Origin of the sequence: Streptomyces rhizosphaerihabitans, assembly GCF_025399795.1 — a bacterium.
Lineage (GTDB): Bacteria > Actinomycetota > Actinomycetes > Streptomycetales > Streptomycetaceae > Streptomyces > Streptomyces rhizosphaerihabitans.
In genome coordinates this window covers 135,247-151,467 of record NZ_JAODTZ010000013.1, presented here as the reverse complement: position 1 = coordinate 151,467, position 16,221 = coordinate 135,247, and the positions used below count along the sequence as shown (strand labels likewise).

Genomic DNA, 16,221 nt, shown 5'->3' with positions numbered 1-16,221 from the left:
ACAGGATGCGTTCGGGCGGTCACACAAGGGTGACCGAGGGGTCACCGGTCGGGTTCCGGATCCTTCAGCCAGTTGATCAGTTCGGTGGAAAAAGCGACCGGATCCTCTTCGTGCGGGAAGTGGCCGAGCCCGTCGAACAGCCGCCAGCGGTACGGCGCTTCGACGTACTCCCCGGAGCCCGCCGCGCTCCGCGTCCGCATCACCGGATCGAGTGAGCCGTGCAGATGCAGCGTCGGCACCCGCACCGGCCGCTTCATGCGCCGGTTGAACTGGATCCCGTCCGGGCGCGCCATGGACCGCACCATCCACCGGTACGGCTCGATGGAGCAGTGCGCGGTCGACGGGATGCGCATGGCCCGGCGGTACGTCTCCAGGGTGTCCTCGTCCGGCTGCCGGGGGCCCGACCAGTCGCGTACCAGACGGCCCACCAGGGCGCCGTCGTCGGCGAGGAGTTGGCGCTCCGGGATCCATGGGCGCTGGAATCCCCAGATGTACGAGCCCGCCGCCGTCTGCTTGACGTCGGAGAGCATGGCGGAACGCCAGCGCCGCGGATGCGGCATGGACGACACCGCGAGCCGGCGGACGAGCTTGGGCCGCATGGCGGCCGCCGTCCACGCCAGATAGCCGCCGAGGTCGTGCCCGACCAGCGCCGCGTCGGGCTCGCCGAGGGAGCGTACGACCCCGGTGATGTCGAGCGCGAGGTTGGCGGGGTCGTAGCCGCGCGGGGTACGGTCGCTGCCTCCGACGCCCCGCAGGTCCATGGCCACGGCCCGGAAGCCGGCGTCGGCGAGCGCGACGAGCTGGTGTCGCCAGGTCCACCAGAACTGCGGGAAGCCGTGCAGCAGCAGGACGAGCGGCCCGTCGCCGAGTTCGGCGATGTGGAAGCGCGCGCCGTTGGCGGCCACGTCGCGGTGTGTCAGTTTCTGTCCGCCGGGAAGGTCGATCCGTACGACCGAGGTGGGTTGCGCCGAAGGTGTGGCGGGGTCCGTCATGAGGATGAGCGTGCCACAGCCTTGACGGCGTCCTCGACCGGTTCGGGCCGGGGGTGCGGCTTGGCGTTCTGCAGAACACCCGCCGTCTCCTTCATGGAGGCGGCCACCTTCTGCGGGCCCTGGCTCTTCTTGGTCTTCTTCGCGAAGACCGTGCCGATCAGCGCGAGGACGGCCGCGACCAGCACGTTGGCCGCGAACGACAGCAGGAAACAGATCGCGAGATTCCAGTCGCTCCAGGTCCGGATGCCGTACGCGAGGGCGAAATTGAGCATCGGCAGGGAGAAGATCAGCACGGTGCCGGCCGCCCCGAACGCGCCGCCGCTGGCCGCGCCGCGCTTGACGTCCTGCTTGAGCTGCGCCTTCGCCAGTGCGATCTCGTCGTGCACCAGTGCGGACATCTCGGTCGTCGCCGAGGCGACCAACTGGCCGATACTGCGTTCGGCGCCGACCGGGCTGCCGTCGGGTGCGCTCATCGCGATCTCCCTCTTCTGCATGTGTTTGTACGGTCCTGTCAGATCATGCCGGACCGTCGTTCCCCTCGCTTGCCCCACCCGCCACTTCGGCAAGCCTGCGGTGTTCCGCGGCCTTCCGCTCGTAGATCGCGGCCATGCGCAGGTGGTACTCCGGTTTGTCCTCTTCGTAGATGTCGGGGATGCCGTCGAGGTCCTCGTCGCGTTCCTCGGCCTCGCACAGCGCGCGGTATTTGGCGTTGCGCATCTTCAGCAGCGCGGTGGCGAGCACGGCCGCGATGAACGAGCCGATCAGGACGGCGGCCTTGGTCTCGTCGGTGAGGCTCGTATTGCCTTCGAAGGCGAGCTCGCCGATGAGCAGGGAGACGGTGAAGCCGATGCCGGCGAGGGTGGCGACTGCGGCGACGTCTGCCCATTCCAGTTCGTCACTGAGCGAGGCCCTGGTGAACCGGGCCGTCAGCCACGTACCGCCGAAGATGCCGACCGCCTTGCCGACGACGAGCCCGAGCACCACGCCGAGTGTCTCGGGCCGGGTGAACACATCGTGGATCGCTCCGCCGGAGATCGCGACGCCGGCGCTGAACAGGGCGAACAGCGGCACCGCGAGTCCCGCCGACACCGGGCGAACCAGATGCTCGATGTGCTCGCCGGGGGAGTGCTCCTCGCCTTCCAGCGGGTGGCAGCGCAGCATCAGACCCATGGCGACACCGGCGATGGTGGCGTGGATGCCGCTGTTGTACATCAGGCCCCAGATGACCAGGGCGAGCGGGACATACACGTACCAGCCGCGGACGCCCTTGCGCAGCAGCAGCCAGAAGACGCCGAGGCCCACGACGGCCCCGCCGAGCGCCGCGAGGTTGATGGAGTCGGTGAAGAAGACCGCGATGATCAGGATCGCGAACAGGTCGTCGACGACGGCGAGGGTCAGCAGGAAGGCGCGCAGAGCCGACGGCAATGACGTCCCGATGACGGCGAGCACGGCGAGCGCGAAGGCGATGTCGGTGGCGGTGGGGACGGCCCATCCTTCGAGTGAGCCTCCGCCGAACACGTTGGTCAGGACGTAGACGACCGCGGGAACGACCATGCCGCAGACCGCGGCGACCACGGGCAGCACCGCGGCCTTCGGGTCCCGCAGATCCCCGGCCACCAGCTCGCGCTTCAGCTCGATCCCGGCGACGAAGAAGAACACGGCCAGCAGTCCGTCGGCCGCCCAGTGCTCGACGGACAGGTCGAGCCCGAGCGCCGCGGGCCCGAAGTGGTAGTGCGAGACGGTCTCGTAGCTGTCCGGCAGTGTGTTCGCCCAGATCAGCGCCGCGACCGCCGCGATCAGCAGCAGCACTCCGCCCACGGTCTCGGTGCGCAGCGCGTCCGCCACGAAGTTCCGCTCGGGCAGGGACATCCGGCCGAAGAACTTACGGGTGGTGGTGGGGGGCGCGGGCACGAGGAGGACCTCCGGTCGAGCAGGCAGGACTGAGCACTCGCCGACCAGACTTCCCGGCACACCATGAACGATCTTGTCGCGCCTCTGACGCTTTGCTTACTTTACCTAAGATGCGGCCGGGTCGGTGCTGGATCTTCACATTACGACCAAACCGGGTGCAGGGCGTGCTGGTTGGGCTGAGCGGGGGCACACTCCGGCGGCTGCGGTGCTGCGGTGCTGCGGTGCTGCGGTGCTGCGGTGCTGCGGTGCTGCGGTGCTGCGGTGCTGCGGTGCTGCGGTGCTGCGGTGCTGCGGTGCTGCGGTGCTGCGGTGCGGGAATGCGTGAGGGGTGCGGGAGCACGGGGGTGCTCCCGCACCCCTCAGGGGCGGGTCGGCTGGGTGGGCCCGCCTCAGTCCTCGCTGGGTGCGGCCGGCAGCTTCGCCTGGATCAGGTCCATCACCGCGGAGTCGGTGAGGGTGGTGACGTCCCCGAGCTCGCGGTTCTCGGCCACGTCGCGCAGCAGGCGGCGCATGATCTTCCCGGACCGGGTCTTCGGCAGCTCGGCCACCGGCAGGACCCGCTTCGGCTTGGCGATCGGACCGAGGGTGGTGCTCACGTGGTTGCGCAGGTCGGCGACGAGCCCTTCGTCCTCGGCGGACGCGGTGCCGCGCAGGATGACGAAGGCGACGATCGCCTGCCCGGTGGTCTCGTCCGCGGCGCCCACGACCGCCGCCTCGGCGACCGACGGGTGGGAGACGAGGGCCGACTCGACCTCGGTCGTCGAGATGTTGTGCCCGGACACGAGCATCACGTCGTCGACACGCCCCAGAAGCCAGATGTCGCCGTCGTCGTCCTTCTTGGCCCCGTCCCCGGCGAAGTACTTGCCCTCGAAGCGCGACCAGTACGTGTCGAGGAACCGCTGGTCGTCGCCCCAGATCGTACGCAGCATGGACGGCCACGGCTCGGTCAGCACGAGGTAGCCGCCACCGCCGTCGGGTACCTCGTTCGCCTCGTCGTCGACCACCGTCGCCGCGATGCCGGGCAGGGCCCGCTGTGCCGAGCCCGGCTTCGTCTCGGTGACCCCGGGCAGCGGCGAGATCATCATCGCGCCGGTCTCGGTCTGCCACCAGGTGTCGACGATCGGCGTACGGTCCCCGCCGATGTGCTTGCGGTACCAGATCCACGCCTCGGGGTTGATCGGCTCGCCGACCGACCCGAGCACCCGCAGCGACGACAGGTCGAACTTCGCGGGGATGTCGTCGCCCCACTTCATGAACGTACGGATGGCCGTGGGCGCCGTGTACAGGATCGTCACCCCGTACTTCTGGACGATCTCCCAGAACCGGCCCTGGTGCGGCGTGTCCGGGGTCCCCTCGTACATCACCTGCGTCGCGCCGTTCGAGAGCGGTCCGTACGTGATGTACGAGTGCCCGGTGACCCAGCCGATGTCGGCCGTGCACCAGTACACGTCGGTCTCGGGCTTGAGGTCGAAGACGGCGTTGTGCGTGTACGAGGCCTGTGTGAGGTAGCCGCCCGAGGTGTGCAGGATGCCCTTCGGCTTCCCGGTGGTCCCGGACGTGTAGAGGATGAACAGCGGGTGCTCGGCGTCGAAGGCCTCCGGTGTGTGCTCGGCCGACTGCCGTCCGACGATGTCGTGCCACCACACGTCGCGGCCCTCGGTCCAGGCGACGTCCTCACCGGTACGGCGCACCACGAGCACTTTGTCGACCCCGTCGACCCGGCTGACGGCGTCGTCGACGGCGGGCTTGAGCGCGGACGGCTTCCCGCGCCGGTAGCCACCGTCGGAGGTGATGACCAGCTTGGCGTCGGCGTCCTTGATGCGGGTGGCGATCGCGTCCGCGGAGAACCCGCCGAAGACCACCGAGTGCGCGGCGCCGATACGGGCACAGGCCAGCATCGCGACGACGGCCTCGGGGATCATCGGCAGGTAGACGGCGACCCGGTCGCCCTTGCCGATGCCCAGCTCGGTGAGGGCGTTCGCGGCCTTCGACACCTCGTCCTTGAGCTCGGCGTAGGTGATGGCCCGGCTGTCGCCCGGCTCGCCCTCGAAGTGGATGGCGACGCGGTCACCGTTCCCGGCCTCGACGTGCCGGTCCACGCAGTTGTACGCGACGTTCAGTTTTCCGTCGGCGAACCACTTCGCGAACGGCGGATTGGACCAGTCCAGCGTCTCGGTCGGTTCGGTGGCCCAGGTCAGCCGGCGGGCCTGCTCGGCCCAGAAGCCGAGCCTGTCAGCCTTGGCCTGCTCATACGCCTCCGCGGTGACATTGGCGTTCGCCGCCAGGTCGGCGGGCGGCGCGAACCTGCGCTCTTCCTTCAGCAGGTTGGCCAGGCTTTCGTTGCTCACGACATCTCCCTTTCCCAGGGTGTCCGTTGTGTCCCAGACCACAGCTCATCAGACCGGGGGGCTCGATGACAAGGCCCGATCCGAAATTGGTTTAGACCTATCCCTGTCCAGCATCGCTGGTCCGGGCGTTCGGTCCACGGTCCACGCGCACGCCCTTGCCCCGCGACGGCCCCGCTGCCTCTCACGAGACCACACGAGTCCGTACGAGTCTGCCCCTGGGGCACGTACGCTCCGCCCACCGGGTTCACATGGACCACAACCACAACCGCAACCGCAACCACAACCACAACCACGGACACGAGGACGACTCGCGGAACAGGCCCGGGACCCTTCCCTGCTACGGACGGCCCCCGCGCCACGCCGAAAACTCCCCGGCACCTCGGTATTCCGTTCCCCGGCACCTCCGTATTCGGTGCCGGGACGCCTCGCATCTCCTTCCGTGGCCAAGCGTGTCGGCCTCCTCGTCCCGCGATCGGGGCCGGAGCGTCGACAGCGGAGGTCGTACGTGGTGCGCGGTCCCGCCGACCGGGGCCGCGCACCACCGCCCGATCACGCCGGATGCCGTAGATCCTCCGCCGCACCCACATGATCGAACGCGCCCACGTGATCGAACAGTTCGGCTCCGTCGGCGTCGGCCAGCAGATAGGCCTGGGCCTCCCCGACGTGGAAGTACATTCCGTGCAGTTCGAGCACGCCCTCCCGCAGGGCCCGCGCCACGGACTCGTGGGCCCGCAGGTGCTCCAACTGCTGCACCACGTTGGTCAGACAGAGCTGCTCCACCGTGTCGGCGGACGCCCGTCCGGTGAGCCGCGCCCACGGCCGGTCGTCGGCGCCCATCCGGTCCAGGCTCGGCTGCCCGTGCCGCAGCCACCGCTTGAGCGGCGTGAGCGCCCCTCCGGGCTCCGACGCCAACAGGGCCTGCATGGCACCGCACCCGGAGTGTCCGCACACTGTGATGGACCGCACCTTCAGCACGTCCACCGCGTACTCGATGGCCGCAGCCACAGAGTCGTCCCCGCTCTCCTCTCCGGGCAACGGCACGAGGTTGCCCACATTCCGCACGACGAAGAGGTCGCCCGGACCACTGGATGTGATCATCGAGGTGACGAGCCGGGAGTCGGCACAGGTCAGGAACAGCTGGGACGGCCGCTGTCCTTCCCGTGCGAGCCGTGCCAGCTCGTCCCGCACCAGGGGCGCGGTGTTGCGCTGGAACGCGCTGATGCCGCGCGCCAGTTGGTTCCCGCTCGGTCTGGCCTCGCCGGCCCCCTCGCCCTGCCCGGCCGGAGGGGCGTCCGAGGGAGCGGACCCCGGATCGGCGGAGGTTTCGCACTGGTGGTTCCGCCAGGGTGTCCAGGGCCGGCAGCGGCAGTGTCTGGAGTCCGCGGGCTCGGCGATCCGTGTTCCGGTTCGCCCGGCGAGATCGACCGTACCTCCCCTGGCGATATGCGCGCTCTGCCAGTCATGCAGCGACTCGTACGCCGCGTGGTCCATGAACGATCCGTCCAATTCCACGACAGTGTCAGCCCCTTGGGGCACGAGATGCAGGGTGCGGCTCAGTCGAGGCACCGCGAGGAACGTCAACTGACCTCGTACATGTACGTGATGGACTCCTTCCCTCTCTTCGTGCGTGATGCGGGTGCGTCCGAGTCGGTGCAGGGCGACACCGACGGCCACGGAGACACCCAGCGCCACGCCCTCGAGAACTCCGAGGAACACGACGCCGAGCGTGGTGACGGCGTACACCAGCACCTCGCGGTGGCGCGTGACCGTGCGAATGTGGTGCAGGGACACCATCTGGATGCCGACGGCCATCACCAGGGCGGCGAGCGATGCGAGGGGGATCAGCTCCAGGATCGGGACCATCAGCAGCGCGGCAATTACTACGAAAACGCCGTGCAGCATCGTGGAGTTCCGGCTGACGGCGCCAGCTCGCACATTCGCTGAACTGCGTACGGCGACCCCGGCGACGGGCAGACCGCCGAGCGTGCCGGAGACGACATTGGCGGCACCCTGCCCGAGTAGCTCCCGGTCGAGGCGGGAACGGCCCACGCGTGCCTGGAGTTCCGGGCGACCGCTCACCAGTTTGTCCACCGCGACGGCGCCGAGCAGCGACTGCACGCTGCACACCAGCGTCACGGTGAGGACGGCGGCGGCGATGCCGAGAACCGGACCCTCGGGCAGTCCGGCCAGCGCGTGGCTGCTCCAGGACGGCAGGTCCACCCGGGGCAGCGTCAGTCCAGCGAGCGAGGCGGTCGCGGTGGCTCCGGCGACGGCGACCAGCGCGGCGGGGACCCTGCGCAGTACCTGCCCGGTCCGCCCGGGAATGCGCGGCCAGGCAAGCAGCAGCGCCAGCGTCAGCATGCTCATCGACACCGCCGCGGGGTGCATGCGGGCCACCTGGTCCGGCAGCGCGATGAGGTTGTCCAGGACGGAGCTCTGCGGGGTGCCTCCCAGCACGATGTGCAGCTGGGCGACGGCGATGGTCACGCCGATTCCGGCGAGCACGCCGTGCACGATCGCGGGGCTCACGGCCAGGGCCGTACGGGCCACGCGCAGGCAGCCGAGGCCCAGTTGGACGATTCCCGCGAGCACGGTGATGGCGCAGGTCGCGCGCCATCCGTAGTGGTGGATGAGCTCGGCCGTGACGACCGTCAGTCCGGCGGCGGGCCCGCTCACCTGGAGCGGTGAGCCGCCGAGGCGCCCCGCGACGAGCCCGCCCGCGGCGGCGGCGACAAGGCCGGCCTGAAGCGGCGCGCCGGTGGCGAGGGCGATGCCGAGGGACAGGGGGAGGGCGATCAGGAAGACCGCGATCGAGGCCGACAGATCGGCGCCCGCGACACGGAAGCGCCGGGGCGGGGTCGGCGGGGGACTGTGGGTGTGCGCGGGCCGAGTCGGGTCGGCGGCGCGGGTGGGGACGCAGGCAGACATGGTTCCCGTCTCCTCCGGGGCGGCGCGGTCGCGGAACAGGTGATCCCCCGTCCGAAGCGGCGGGGGGCGGGTCGCGGCCGTGGGTCACGGCGTGCAGCGGCGGGACTTTCAACGCTCGGTAAACGGATCGTAATGCAGAGTAAAGGGATGGTGTCGAAATTAGGGGCAAATGGGGCAGGATTTCACTCCTTGAGGTGAAGTCCGCTTTTAGTCAGCTTGTCGTATTTATTCCTTCTCGGTCCCGTGGAACCTTGGCGGCACTGCCGGTTCATAGCTGCACATAACCGCGATAGCGCACCAGACGGCGTTGCCCGACCGAGGAAAAGGAGGGCGGAGCATGGCCGCCACCCAGAGGATCGCCGCGGGTGTAGCAATCGCCGCGGCCTGCGCCACGGCGCTCGCCGGTTGCGACGGTGGTCCCACCGCTTCCCAGGAAGGCGCACACGGCCCGAAGAAGGCGGCGGGGGCCCCGGCACCCGAGGCCGCGGTCCGCCTGATCGGCGACGGTTCCACCTCGTACACCGGGGGGCAGCCGCATCTGCCCCGGCCCGAACGGTTGAAGCCGGGTCGGAGGCCCCCGCAGTTCGTGGTCTTCTCCTGGGACGGTGCCGGCGAGGACAGCCAGAAGCTCTTCTCCCACTTCCGGAAGCTCTCCAAGGCCAACAAGGCGACGATGACGTACTTCCTGAGCGGCGTGTACATGTTGCCGGAGGGCAAGCGCGACCTGTACCGGCCGCCGCAGCACTCGCCCGGCAGCTCGGAGATCGGCTTCAACGACCAGCAGGGCATCGAGGACACTGTGAAGCAGCTGCGCGGGGCGTGGCTGGAGGGCAACGAGATCGGCACGCACTTCAACGGCCACTTCTGTGGCACGGAGGGCGGGGTCGGCCAGTGGTCGGTCGCGGACTGGAAGAGCGAGATCGCCCAGGCGAAGTCGTTCGTGAAGTCCTGGAAGACCAACGCGGGCCTGAAGGACGCGGCGTCGCTTCCCTTCGACTACGACAAGGAACTCGTCGGCGCCCGCACTCCTTGTCTGGAGGGCCGGGAGAACTTCATGAAGGCGGCCCGCGAGCTGGGCTTCCGCTACGACACCAGCGGCGTCGACGACCAGCTCTGGCCGAAGAAGAAGGAGGGGCTGTGGGACCTGTCGATGCAGCTCGTGCCCTTCCCCGGACACTCCTACGAGCAGCTCACCATGGACTACAACTTCATGGTCAACCAGTCGGGTACGCAGACTCAGGGCGACCCCGGCAAGCAGGAGTTCTGGGGCGACCAGATGCGCGACGGCCTGCTCAAGGGCTTCGGCCGCGCCTACGACGGCAACCGTGCCCCGCTGATCATCGGCAACCACTTCGAGTCCTGGAACGGCGGCAACTACATGCGTGCGGTCGACGAGGTCGTCGAGCGCGTCTGCACCAAGGCCGAGGTGCGCTGCGTCTCCTTCCGGCAGCTCGCCGACTGGCTCGATGCCCAGGACCCGGCCACCCTGGACAAGCTCCGTGGCCTTCAGGTCGGCGAGGCGCCCAAGCAGGGTTGGGCGTCCTTCCTCTCCGGCCGTCCGGCCCCGGCCCCGAAGGGCGTCCCCGGGGCGCCGGCGGTCAAGCCGTAGCGATGCCCCGGGCCGCCCTGTCGCTCAGGCCGTAGCGGCGCTTCGGGCCGGCAGACCGCTCACGCCGTGGCCATCGGACTCTCGCCGAGCACGAAACCGGGGTCGACCTGTTCAGTGAGGTCCGCCCCGGTTTTGGCGTTGCCCCAGCTGGCGGCGTTCTTCAGGTGGAACTGCACCATCTGGCGCGTGTACCGCTCCCAGTCGCGCAACTCGTACGTGGCGTCGGCAGCGCTCTGCAAGGTGTGCAGCGAGCGCCGGTTGGCCTCCTCCAGGAACTCGAACCGGGGCGGTCGGCCTTTCTCCATGGCGCGTACCCAGTCCGAGTGCCCGACGGTGACCAGGAGGTCGTCTCCGACTTCCGCCCGCAGGAAGTCGATGTCGTCCTGGCCCTGCACCTTGTTGCCGACGACCTTCAGAGCGACGCCGAAGTCGCGGGCGTACTCCTTGTACTGGCGATAGACGGAGACTCCCTTCCGGGTCGGCTCGGCGACGAGGAACGTGATGTCGAAGCGGGTGAACAAGCCGGACGCGAAGGAATCGGAGCCCGCGGTCATGTCGACGACGACGTACTCGCTCCGGCCGTCGACGAGATGGTTCAGGCAGAGCTCCACCGCACCGGTCTTGGAGTGGTAGCAAGCCACCCCCACATCGGCCTCGGTGAACGGGCCGGTGACCATCAAACGGATGGTGCCGCCGTCGAGTTCCACCGGCCGGGCGCAGGCGTCGTACACCGGATTGGCCTCACCGACACGCAGCAGCCGTGAGCCCTCGCCGGGCGGAGTCGTCTTGATCATGGTCTCGGCGGACGCGATGCGCGGATTTGAGCCGCGCAGATAGTCCTTGATGAGCGGCAGCCGCTCGCCCATGGCGGGGAGCGCGGCGGCCACCGTCTCTTCGAGTCCGAGCGTGGCCCCCAGATGTTGGTTGATGTCGGCGTCCACGGCGACGACAGGTGCCCCCGAGGCGGCGAGGTGGCGGACGAAGAGCGACGACAGGGTGGTCTTGCCGCTGCCGCCCTTCCCGACGAAAGCAATTTTCATGTTCACCAAGAGTAGTGTGGCTGTCGCTCTCGGTGCTTGCACCGCGTGAAGAAGACCACTCCTTCGTGGGGTGCGGTCCCTGGGTGCGTAATGTCGTACTCATGAGTACGACAGGTGCGACCGCTGATCCGCTCGCGGCCCTGGGTTCGCTTCCCGGGGTGGCCGATTCCGTGGAGTCCGTCCGCAAGGCCGTGGACCGGGTCTACGGACACCGGATCATGCGGCGTCGCGGCAACGAGATCACGTCCGAGGCGGCGCTGCGCGGGGCCCGCGGTTCCGCGGCGCTCTCGGGTGCTGACTGGGCCCTCGAAGAGGTGCGCCGGCGTACCGACTTCAGCGCGGAGGACGAGGCCCGTACGGTCGGCGCCGCCCTGCGGCTGACCGCCGAGGCGGGCCAACTCCTGTCCATCTGGCGGCAGTCGCCGCTGCGTGTGCTGGCCCGGCTGCATCTGGTGGCGGCGGCCGATCGGGATGACGCGGTGGGCCGGCCTCGGCAGGGCGGGGAGAAGGTCGACGAGCCCCTGGTGGAGCTGCCGCTGCCGGACGCGGACGAGGTCGCCGGCCGTCTCGAGGGCCTGTCCCAGCTGATCATCGCGGGCGGCTCGGCCCCTGCCCTGGTCACGGCGGCCGTCGTCCACGGTGAACTGATCGCCCTGCGCCCCTTCGCCTCCCGCAATGGACTGGTCGCGCGCGCGGCCGAGCGCATCGTCCTGATCGGCAGCGGTCTCGACCCGAAGTCGATCTGCCCGGCGGAGGTCGGTCACGCGGAACTCGGCCGAGCGGCCTACCTCGCGGCACTGGACGGTTATGTCTCCGGCACCCCGGACGGCATGGCCGCCTGGATCGCGCACTGCGGCAGGGCCGTCGAACTGGGCGCCAGGGAGTCCGCCGCGGTCTGCGAGGCGCTTCAGCGCGGCGCCGCGTAAAAGGCCACCCGATTCCCCGGACAGGGTTGCGGCGGTACGAGTTCTCGTACCGCCGCTGGCATGTTCACCGGGTTACCAAGCGTCCTCGAGATATTGCCCATCAGGTCGGGAACTTCTGCCCGTCACCTGGTGCGGCTGGCCCGTAATCGACGGGTCGACGTCGCGTGGGTGCTCGATGTTCATGCTCGGTCCGTGGGGCCTGGTTGCGTTTGAAGGTGATCCTCTCGGATGTCCTTGGTCTCGCGGGCCGTTAAATCCTTTGTACTCCAGGTCAGGAGGAAGCGGAACCCCTGACCACACTTCTTTACTTTTAGGTTCAAAAGGGTGAGAAATGGACTTCAATATGCCGGACGCGCACGCGTGACGGTTCACACCACCGTCGCGCGACGCCGACTGGCGTACCAGACAAGCCCCGCCGTGGCCGCCGCGGCTCCTATGGCGGCCGCCGCCACGAGTGCCGGCCGGGGTGGTACGGACAGGGCGGGCAGCCGCTGCTTCAGCCGGACCGGGCGGTGGAAGTCCAGAATCGGCCACGCGCGGGCGACCGCCTCGCGGCGCAGCGCGCGGTCCGGATTCACCGCGTGCGGATGCCCGACGGACTCCAGCATCGGCAGATCGGTCGCCGAGTCGCTGTAGGCGTAACACCGGGGCAGGTCGTAGCCCTCGGACGCGGCCAGCTCCTTGATCGCCTCGGCCTTCGTCGGCCCGTAGGCGTAGTACTCCACCTCGCCGGTGAAGCAGCCGTCCTCGCCGACGACCATGCGGGTCGCCACCACGCGGTCCGCGCCGAGCAGTTCGCCGATCGGCTCGACGACCTCGGCGCCGGACGTGGACACGATCACGACGTCGCGACCGGCCTTGTGGTGCTGCTCGATGAGCGACGCGGCCTCGTCGTAGATGATCGGGTCGATGAGGTCGTGGAGTGTCTCGGCGACGATCTCCTTGACCTGCTGGACGTTCCAGCCGCGACACATCGTGGACATGTGCTTGCGCATCCGCTCCATCTGGTCGTGGTCGGCGCCGCCCGCCAGGAACACGAACTGGATGTATGCGGTGCGCAAGGCCGCCCTGCGGTTGATCAGCCCGCCTTGGTAGAACGACTTGCTGAAGGTGAGCGTGCTCGACTTCGCAATGACCGTCTTGTCCAGGTCGAAGAAGGCCGCTGTGCGAGGCAAGGAGTGGTTTTCCACGAGGCTGAGCATAGGGCCCACCATTCGGCGTAAGGTGAGGCGCGTGGGTTTGCCTGAGAAGGCTCTCGGGTACACCATGGAAGTCACGGATCGTTCGCGACCGTGCTAACCCGGTCCGACTCCTCCCCCCCCGAGTCGGCCGTGGGGACGACCCCCGCTCTCCCCCCCGGCGGGGGTCGTCGCATGTCCGGATGGGTTTTCCCTTCTTCTGCGCGGCCTCGGAGCCTTCCCGGCACCGTTGATTCCGCGCTTTTCGCGCGCCCGTGATCCGTCACTGTGTGTAGCCGTTGAGATGCTCTGCGGAACTCGTTCAGTGTTCACCGGTAGGCGTGAAGGCGATATTCACAGCCGCTGAGTTGTCCACAGTTTTCGACCAAGATCCACACGATTTCCGGGATCGCTGCACCGTGATTCCCACGCGCTCCGTTCGCGGCCAGTTCATGACCGGTTCCGTTTGTCGGACGCGTTTGGCCGGTTCGTATCGGCCGTTCATATGGAGACCGCTTGCCGGTTCTTCACACGAGCGGGAATCGCGGGGTCCTGAAGGGCCCCGCGCAAGAAGCAGCGAAGGGGGCTGGAGATCGTGGCGGGAGCCATCACCCATGACCGGCCGCCCACCGCCGAGGGGCGGCAGGGCGGACCAATGATCGTCACCGAGGACGTCGACCTCCTCGACGACCTGCTGCGCCTGTGCGCGGCGGCGGGCGTGCGGCCCGAGGTCCATCACGGAATTCCGGAACGCAAGGGCAGCTGGGAGGCGGCACCTCTCGTCCTCGTGGGCGACGACGCCGCACCGCGTGTGCGGGGGGCCGCGCGGAGAAGGGGAGTGGTGCTGGTCGGCCGGGACCAGGACGATCCCGGAGTCTGGCGGCGGGCCGTCGAGATCGGCGCCGACCACGTCCTGGTGCTGCCGGACGGCGAGCAATGGCTCGTCGACCGCATCGCCGACGTGGCCGAAGGAGTCGGTCGGCCCGCTCTCACCGTCGGCGTGCTCGGCGGCCGCGGCGGGGCCGGCGCCTCCACGCTGGCTTGCGCGCTCGCCCTCACCTCCGCGCGTGAGGGGAATCGCACCCTGCTCGTGGACGCGGACCCTCTCGGAGGCGGACTTGACGTACTCCTGGGCGGAGAGACGGCCGAGGGACTGCGCTGGCCGGCGTTCGCCGCATCCCACGGCAGGGTCGGCGGCGGCGCCCTGGAGGAGTCGCTGCCCGAACTGCACGCGCTGCGCGTCCTGAGCTGGGACCGGAGCGACGCGGTCACCATTCCGCCGCAAGCGGTACGAGCGGTCCTGGCCGCCGCCAGACGGCGCGGTGGTGCGGTGGTCGTCGACCTGCCCCGCCGCATCGACGAGGGTGTTGCCGAGATCCTTGCCCAGCTCGATGTGGGGCTGCTGGTGGTCCCCGCGGACCTGCGCTCCATCGCCGCGGCCGGGCGGGTGGCGTCCGCGGTCGGCATGGTCCTGCGCGATCTGCGGGTCGTGGTCCGCGGACCCTGTGCGCCGGGTCTCCACCACAGCGAGGTCGCCCGCCTGCTCGACCTGCCCCTGGTGGGCGAACTGCCGACCGAGCCCTTTCCGTTGGACGTCGGGCCGCCACCGGGGAGTACGGCGAAGGGGCCTCTGGCCCGGTTCTGCACGGCCTTCTGGGAGCGGGTTCCGGTCGAAGGAGGGGGCGTATGAGCTGGGACGTGACGAAAGGCTCGGACCGTGGCGCGGGATTCGACAGTCGAACGGGACAGGGGCCCCAGGACATACGAGAGGGCTGCCCGCCCGCTCGGACGGACACGCCGAACGGATCCGTGCGCCGTCCGTCCGGACGGACGGACGCGCGGGACGGACCAGGGGCGCACCCGTCCGGCCGTGCGGACGCGCGGGACGGGCCGCGGCACTATCTCTCCGGGCGGACGGCGAAGCGGGGCGCACCCGGAGGCCACCCGCCAGGAGGTACGGCGACGTGGAACGGGCCCGGCGGCGGCTCGGACGGACGCGCGGGGCTGCTGGACGGCGTGCGGCAATGGCTGGCCGAGAGCGGTTCCGAGCCGACCCCAGCGCGCGTGGCACAGGCGCTGCGTGAGCAGGGGCGGGTCCTCGGTGACGCGGAAGTCCTCGGCGCGGCCGAGCGGCTGCGCTCCGAGCTGGTCGGCAGCGGACCGCTGGAACCGCTGCTCGCCGACCCGTCGGTGACCGACGTGCTGGTGTCGGCGCCCGACCGGGTCTGGGTGGACCGAGGCGGCGGCCTGGAGCTGACCGCTGTGTCCTTTCCGGACGCGGCAGCCGTACGACGTCTCGCGCAGCGCCTCGCGGCGGTGGCCGGCAGAAGGCTCGACGACGCCCGCCCCTGGGTGGACGCCCGACTGCCGGACGGGACACGTCTGCACGCGGTGCTGCCGCCGGTCGCCGTCGGCTCCACCTGCCTCTCCCTGCGCGTCGTACGGCCGCGTGCGTTCACGCTCGACGAACTGGTGGCGGCGGGGACGGTGCCGCCCGGCGGGGACCGGGTGCTCCGAGCGCTGCTGGACGCCCGGTTGTCCTTCCTCATCAGCGGAGGTACCGGCTCAGGCAAGACGACCTTGTTGAGCGCGTTGCTGGGGCTGGTGGGTCCCGGGGAGCGGATCGTGCTCGCCGAGGACTCGGCGGAGCTGCGGCCAGACCATCCGCATGTAGTGCGCCTGGAAGGCCGGCCCGCCAACCAGGAGGGTGTCGGCCTTGTCTCGCTCCAGGATCTCGTCCGGCAAGCCTTGCGGATGAGACCGGATCGGCTGGTGGTCGGCGAGGTGCGCGGTCCGGAGGTCGTCTCGCTGCTGGCCGCCCTCAACACAGGACACGAGGGTGGCTCAGGAACTCTTCATGCCAACGCGGCGGCGCAGGTCCCGGCCCGGCTGGAGGCGCTGGGCACCGCTGCCGGGCTCGACCGGGCCGCCCTGCACAGCCAACTGGCGGCGGCTCTGTCCGTGGTCCTGCATCTCGTGCGGGACCGGGCCGGACGGCGCCGGATCGCCGAGGTGCATGTGCTGGAACGCGACTCGTCGGGGCTGGTGGTGACGGTGCCGGCGCTGCGGTGGGGCGAGGACGCCTTCGCGTACGAGCGGGGGTGGGCGCGGCTGCGGGAGCTGTTCCAGGACGGGAGTCGGGGACGTTGCGGGCCGACTCGGCTCGGGACGGAGGAAGTGCTTCCGGACAGGCAGTGGGCGAGGAGCCCTTCGGGCGGAAGGGACGCCGGAGCCACGACCGGGGACGGACGGCGGGAAGCGAACGGGGAGCGGGATGGGGATCGGTGAG

10 protein-coding genes and 2 pseudogenes are annotated in these 16,221 nt (G+C 69.7%); 5 read left to right on the top strand and 7 right to left on the bottom strand.

What is annotated here, in order from left to right; translation table 11 throughout:
- Positions 1 to 41: 41 nt before the first annotated feature.
- The 5 genes from N4G66_RS15840 to N4G66_RS15820 all read right to left on the bottom strand — a co-directional run bounded on the left by N4G66_RS15840 (position 42) and on the right by N4G66_RS15820 (position 8,179).
- Positions 42 to 992, bottom strand: a complete 951-nt coding sequence (locus N4G66_RS15840; RefSeq protein ID WP_261704742.1) for an alpha/beta fold hydrolase — start codon at positions 990 to 992, stop codon at positions 42 to 44.
- Positions 989 to 1,465: a phage holin family protein gene (locus N4G66_RS15835; RefSeq protein ID WP_261704741.1), complete on the bottom strand. Its 477-nt coding sequence runs from the start codon at positions 1,463 to 1,465 to the stop codon at positions 989 to 991. Before N4G66_RS15835 ends, N4G66_RS15840 begins: the two co-directional genes overlap by 4 nt.
- A 43-nt stretch (positions 1,466 to 1,508) precedes the next feature.
- Positions 1,509 to 2,903, bottom strand: a complete 1,395-nt coding sequence (gene nhaA, locus N4G66_RS15830) for a Na+/H+ antiporter NhaA (RefSeq protein WP_261704740.1) — start codon at positions 2,901 to 2,903, stop codon at positions 1,509 to 1,511.
- A 389-nt stretch (positions 2,904 to 3,292) separates the two neighbouring features.
- The gene (acs, locus tag N4G66_RS15825) at positions 3,293 to 5,293 is read right to left on the bottom strand and encodes an acetate--CoA ligase (protein WP_261704739.1); all 2,001 of its coding nucleotides are present in this window, start codon (positions 5,291 to 5,293) and stop codon (positions 3,293 to 3,295) included.
- A gap of 507 nt (positions 5,294 to 5,800) precedes the next feature.
- Complete coding sequence (locus N4G66_RS15820; RefSeq protein ID WP_261704738.1) at positions 5,801 to 8,179, bottom strand: SulP family inorganic anion transporter; 2,379 nt, start codon at positions 8,177 to 8,179, stop codon at positions 5,801 to 5,803.
- 337 nt (positions 8,180 to 8,516) lie between these two features.
- On the opposite strand from N4G66_RS15820, the gene N4G66_RS15815 reads away from it, so the two are divergent.
- Positions 8,517 to 9,788, top strand: a complete 1,272-nt coding sequence (locus N4G66_RS15815; protein ID WP_261704737.1) for a hypothetical protein — start codon at positions 8,517 to 8,519, stop codon at positions 9,786 to 9,788.
- 59 nt (positions 9,789 to 9,847) lie between these two features.
- Here the strand turns inward: N4G66_RS15815 and N4G66_RS15810 are convergent, their stop codons facing one another.
- Positions 9,848 to 10,828, bottom strand: a complete 981-nt coding sequence (locus N4G66_RS15810; RefSeq protein WP_261704736.1) for an ATP-binding protein — start codon at positions 10,826 to 10,828, stop codon at positions 9,848 to 9,850.
- Positions 10,829 to 10,929: 101 nt separating this feature from the next.
- On the opposite strand from N4G66_RS15810, the gene N4G66_RS15805 reads away from it, so the two are divergent.
- Positions 10,930 to 11,754, top strand: coding sequence for an oxidoreductase (locus N4G66_RS15805; protein ID WP_261704735.1), 825 nt, complete (start codon positions 10,930 to 10,932; stop codon positions 11,752 to 11,754).
- A gap of 368 nt (positions 11,755 to 12,122) precedes the next feature.
- Here the strand turns inward: N4G66_RS15805 and N4G66_RS15800 are convergent, their stop codons facing one another.
- Positions 12,123 to 12,956 carry an HAD family hydrolase gene (locus N4G66_RS15800; protein ID WP_261704734.1) on the bottom strand — a complete coding sequence of 278 codons (834 nt, stop codon included), beginning with the start codon at positions 12,954 to 12,956 and terminating at the stop codon, positions 12,123 to 12,125.
- A gap of 631 nt (positions 12,957 to 13,587) precedes the next feature.
- Between N4G66_RS15800 and ssd the strand changes: the two are divergent.
- From ssd to N4G66_RS15790, 3 genes and pseudogenes are all read left to right on the top strand, one after another.
- Positions 13,588 to 14,574 (top strand): annotated as a pseudogene (ssd, locus tag N4G66_RS15795) (septum site-determining protein Ssd); the annotation flags it as partial.
- Positions 14,477 to 15,016 (top strand): annotated as a pseudogene (locus N4G66_RS45910) (hypothetical protein); the annotation flags it as partial. The pseudogenes ssd and N4G66_RS45910, both read left to right, overlap by 98 nt.
- On the top strand, positions 14,949 to 16,220 hold the full coding sequence (locus N4G66_RS15790; protein WP_391858825.1) for a TadA family conjugal transfer-associated ATPase: 1,272 nt from the start codon (positions 14,949 to 14,951) through the stop codon (positions 16,218 to 16,220). The pseudogene N4G66_RS45910 and the gene N4G66_RS15790, both read left to right, overlap by 68 nt.
- The last annotated feature ends 1 nt before the right edge of the window (position 16,221 follow it).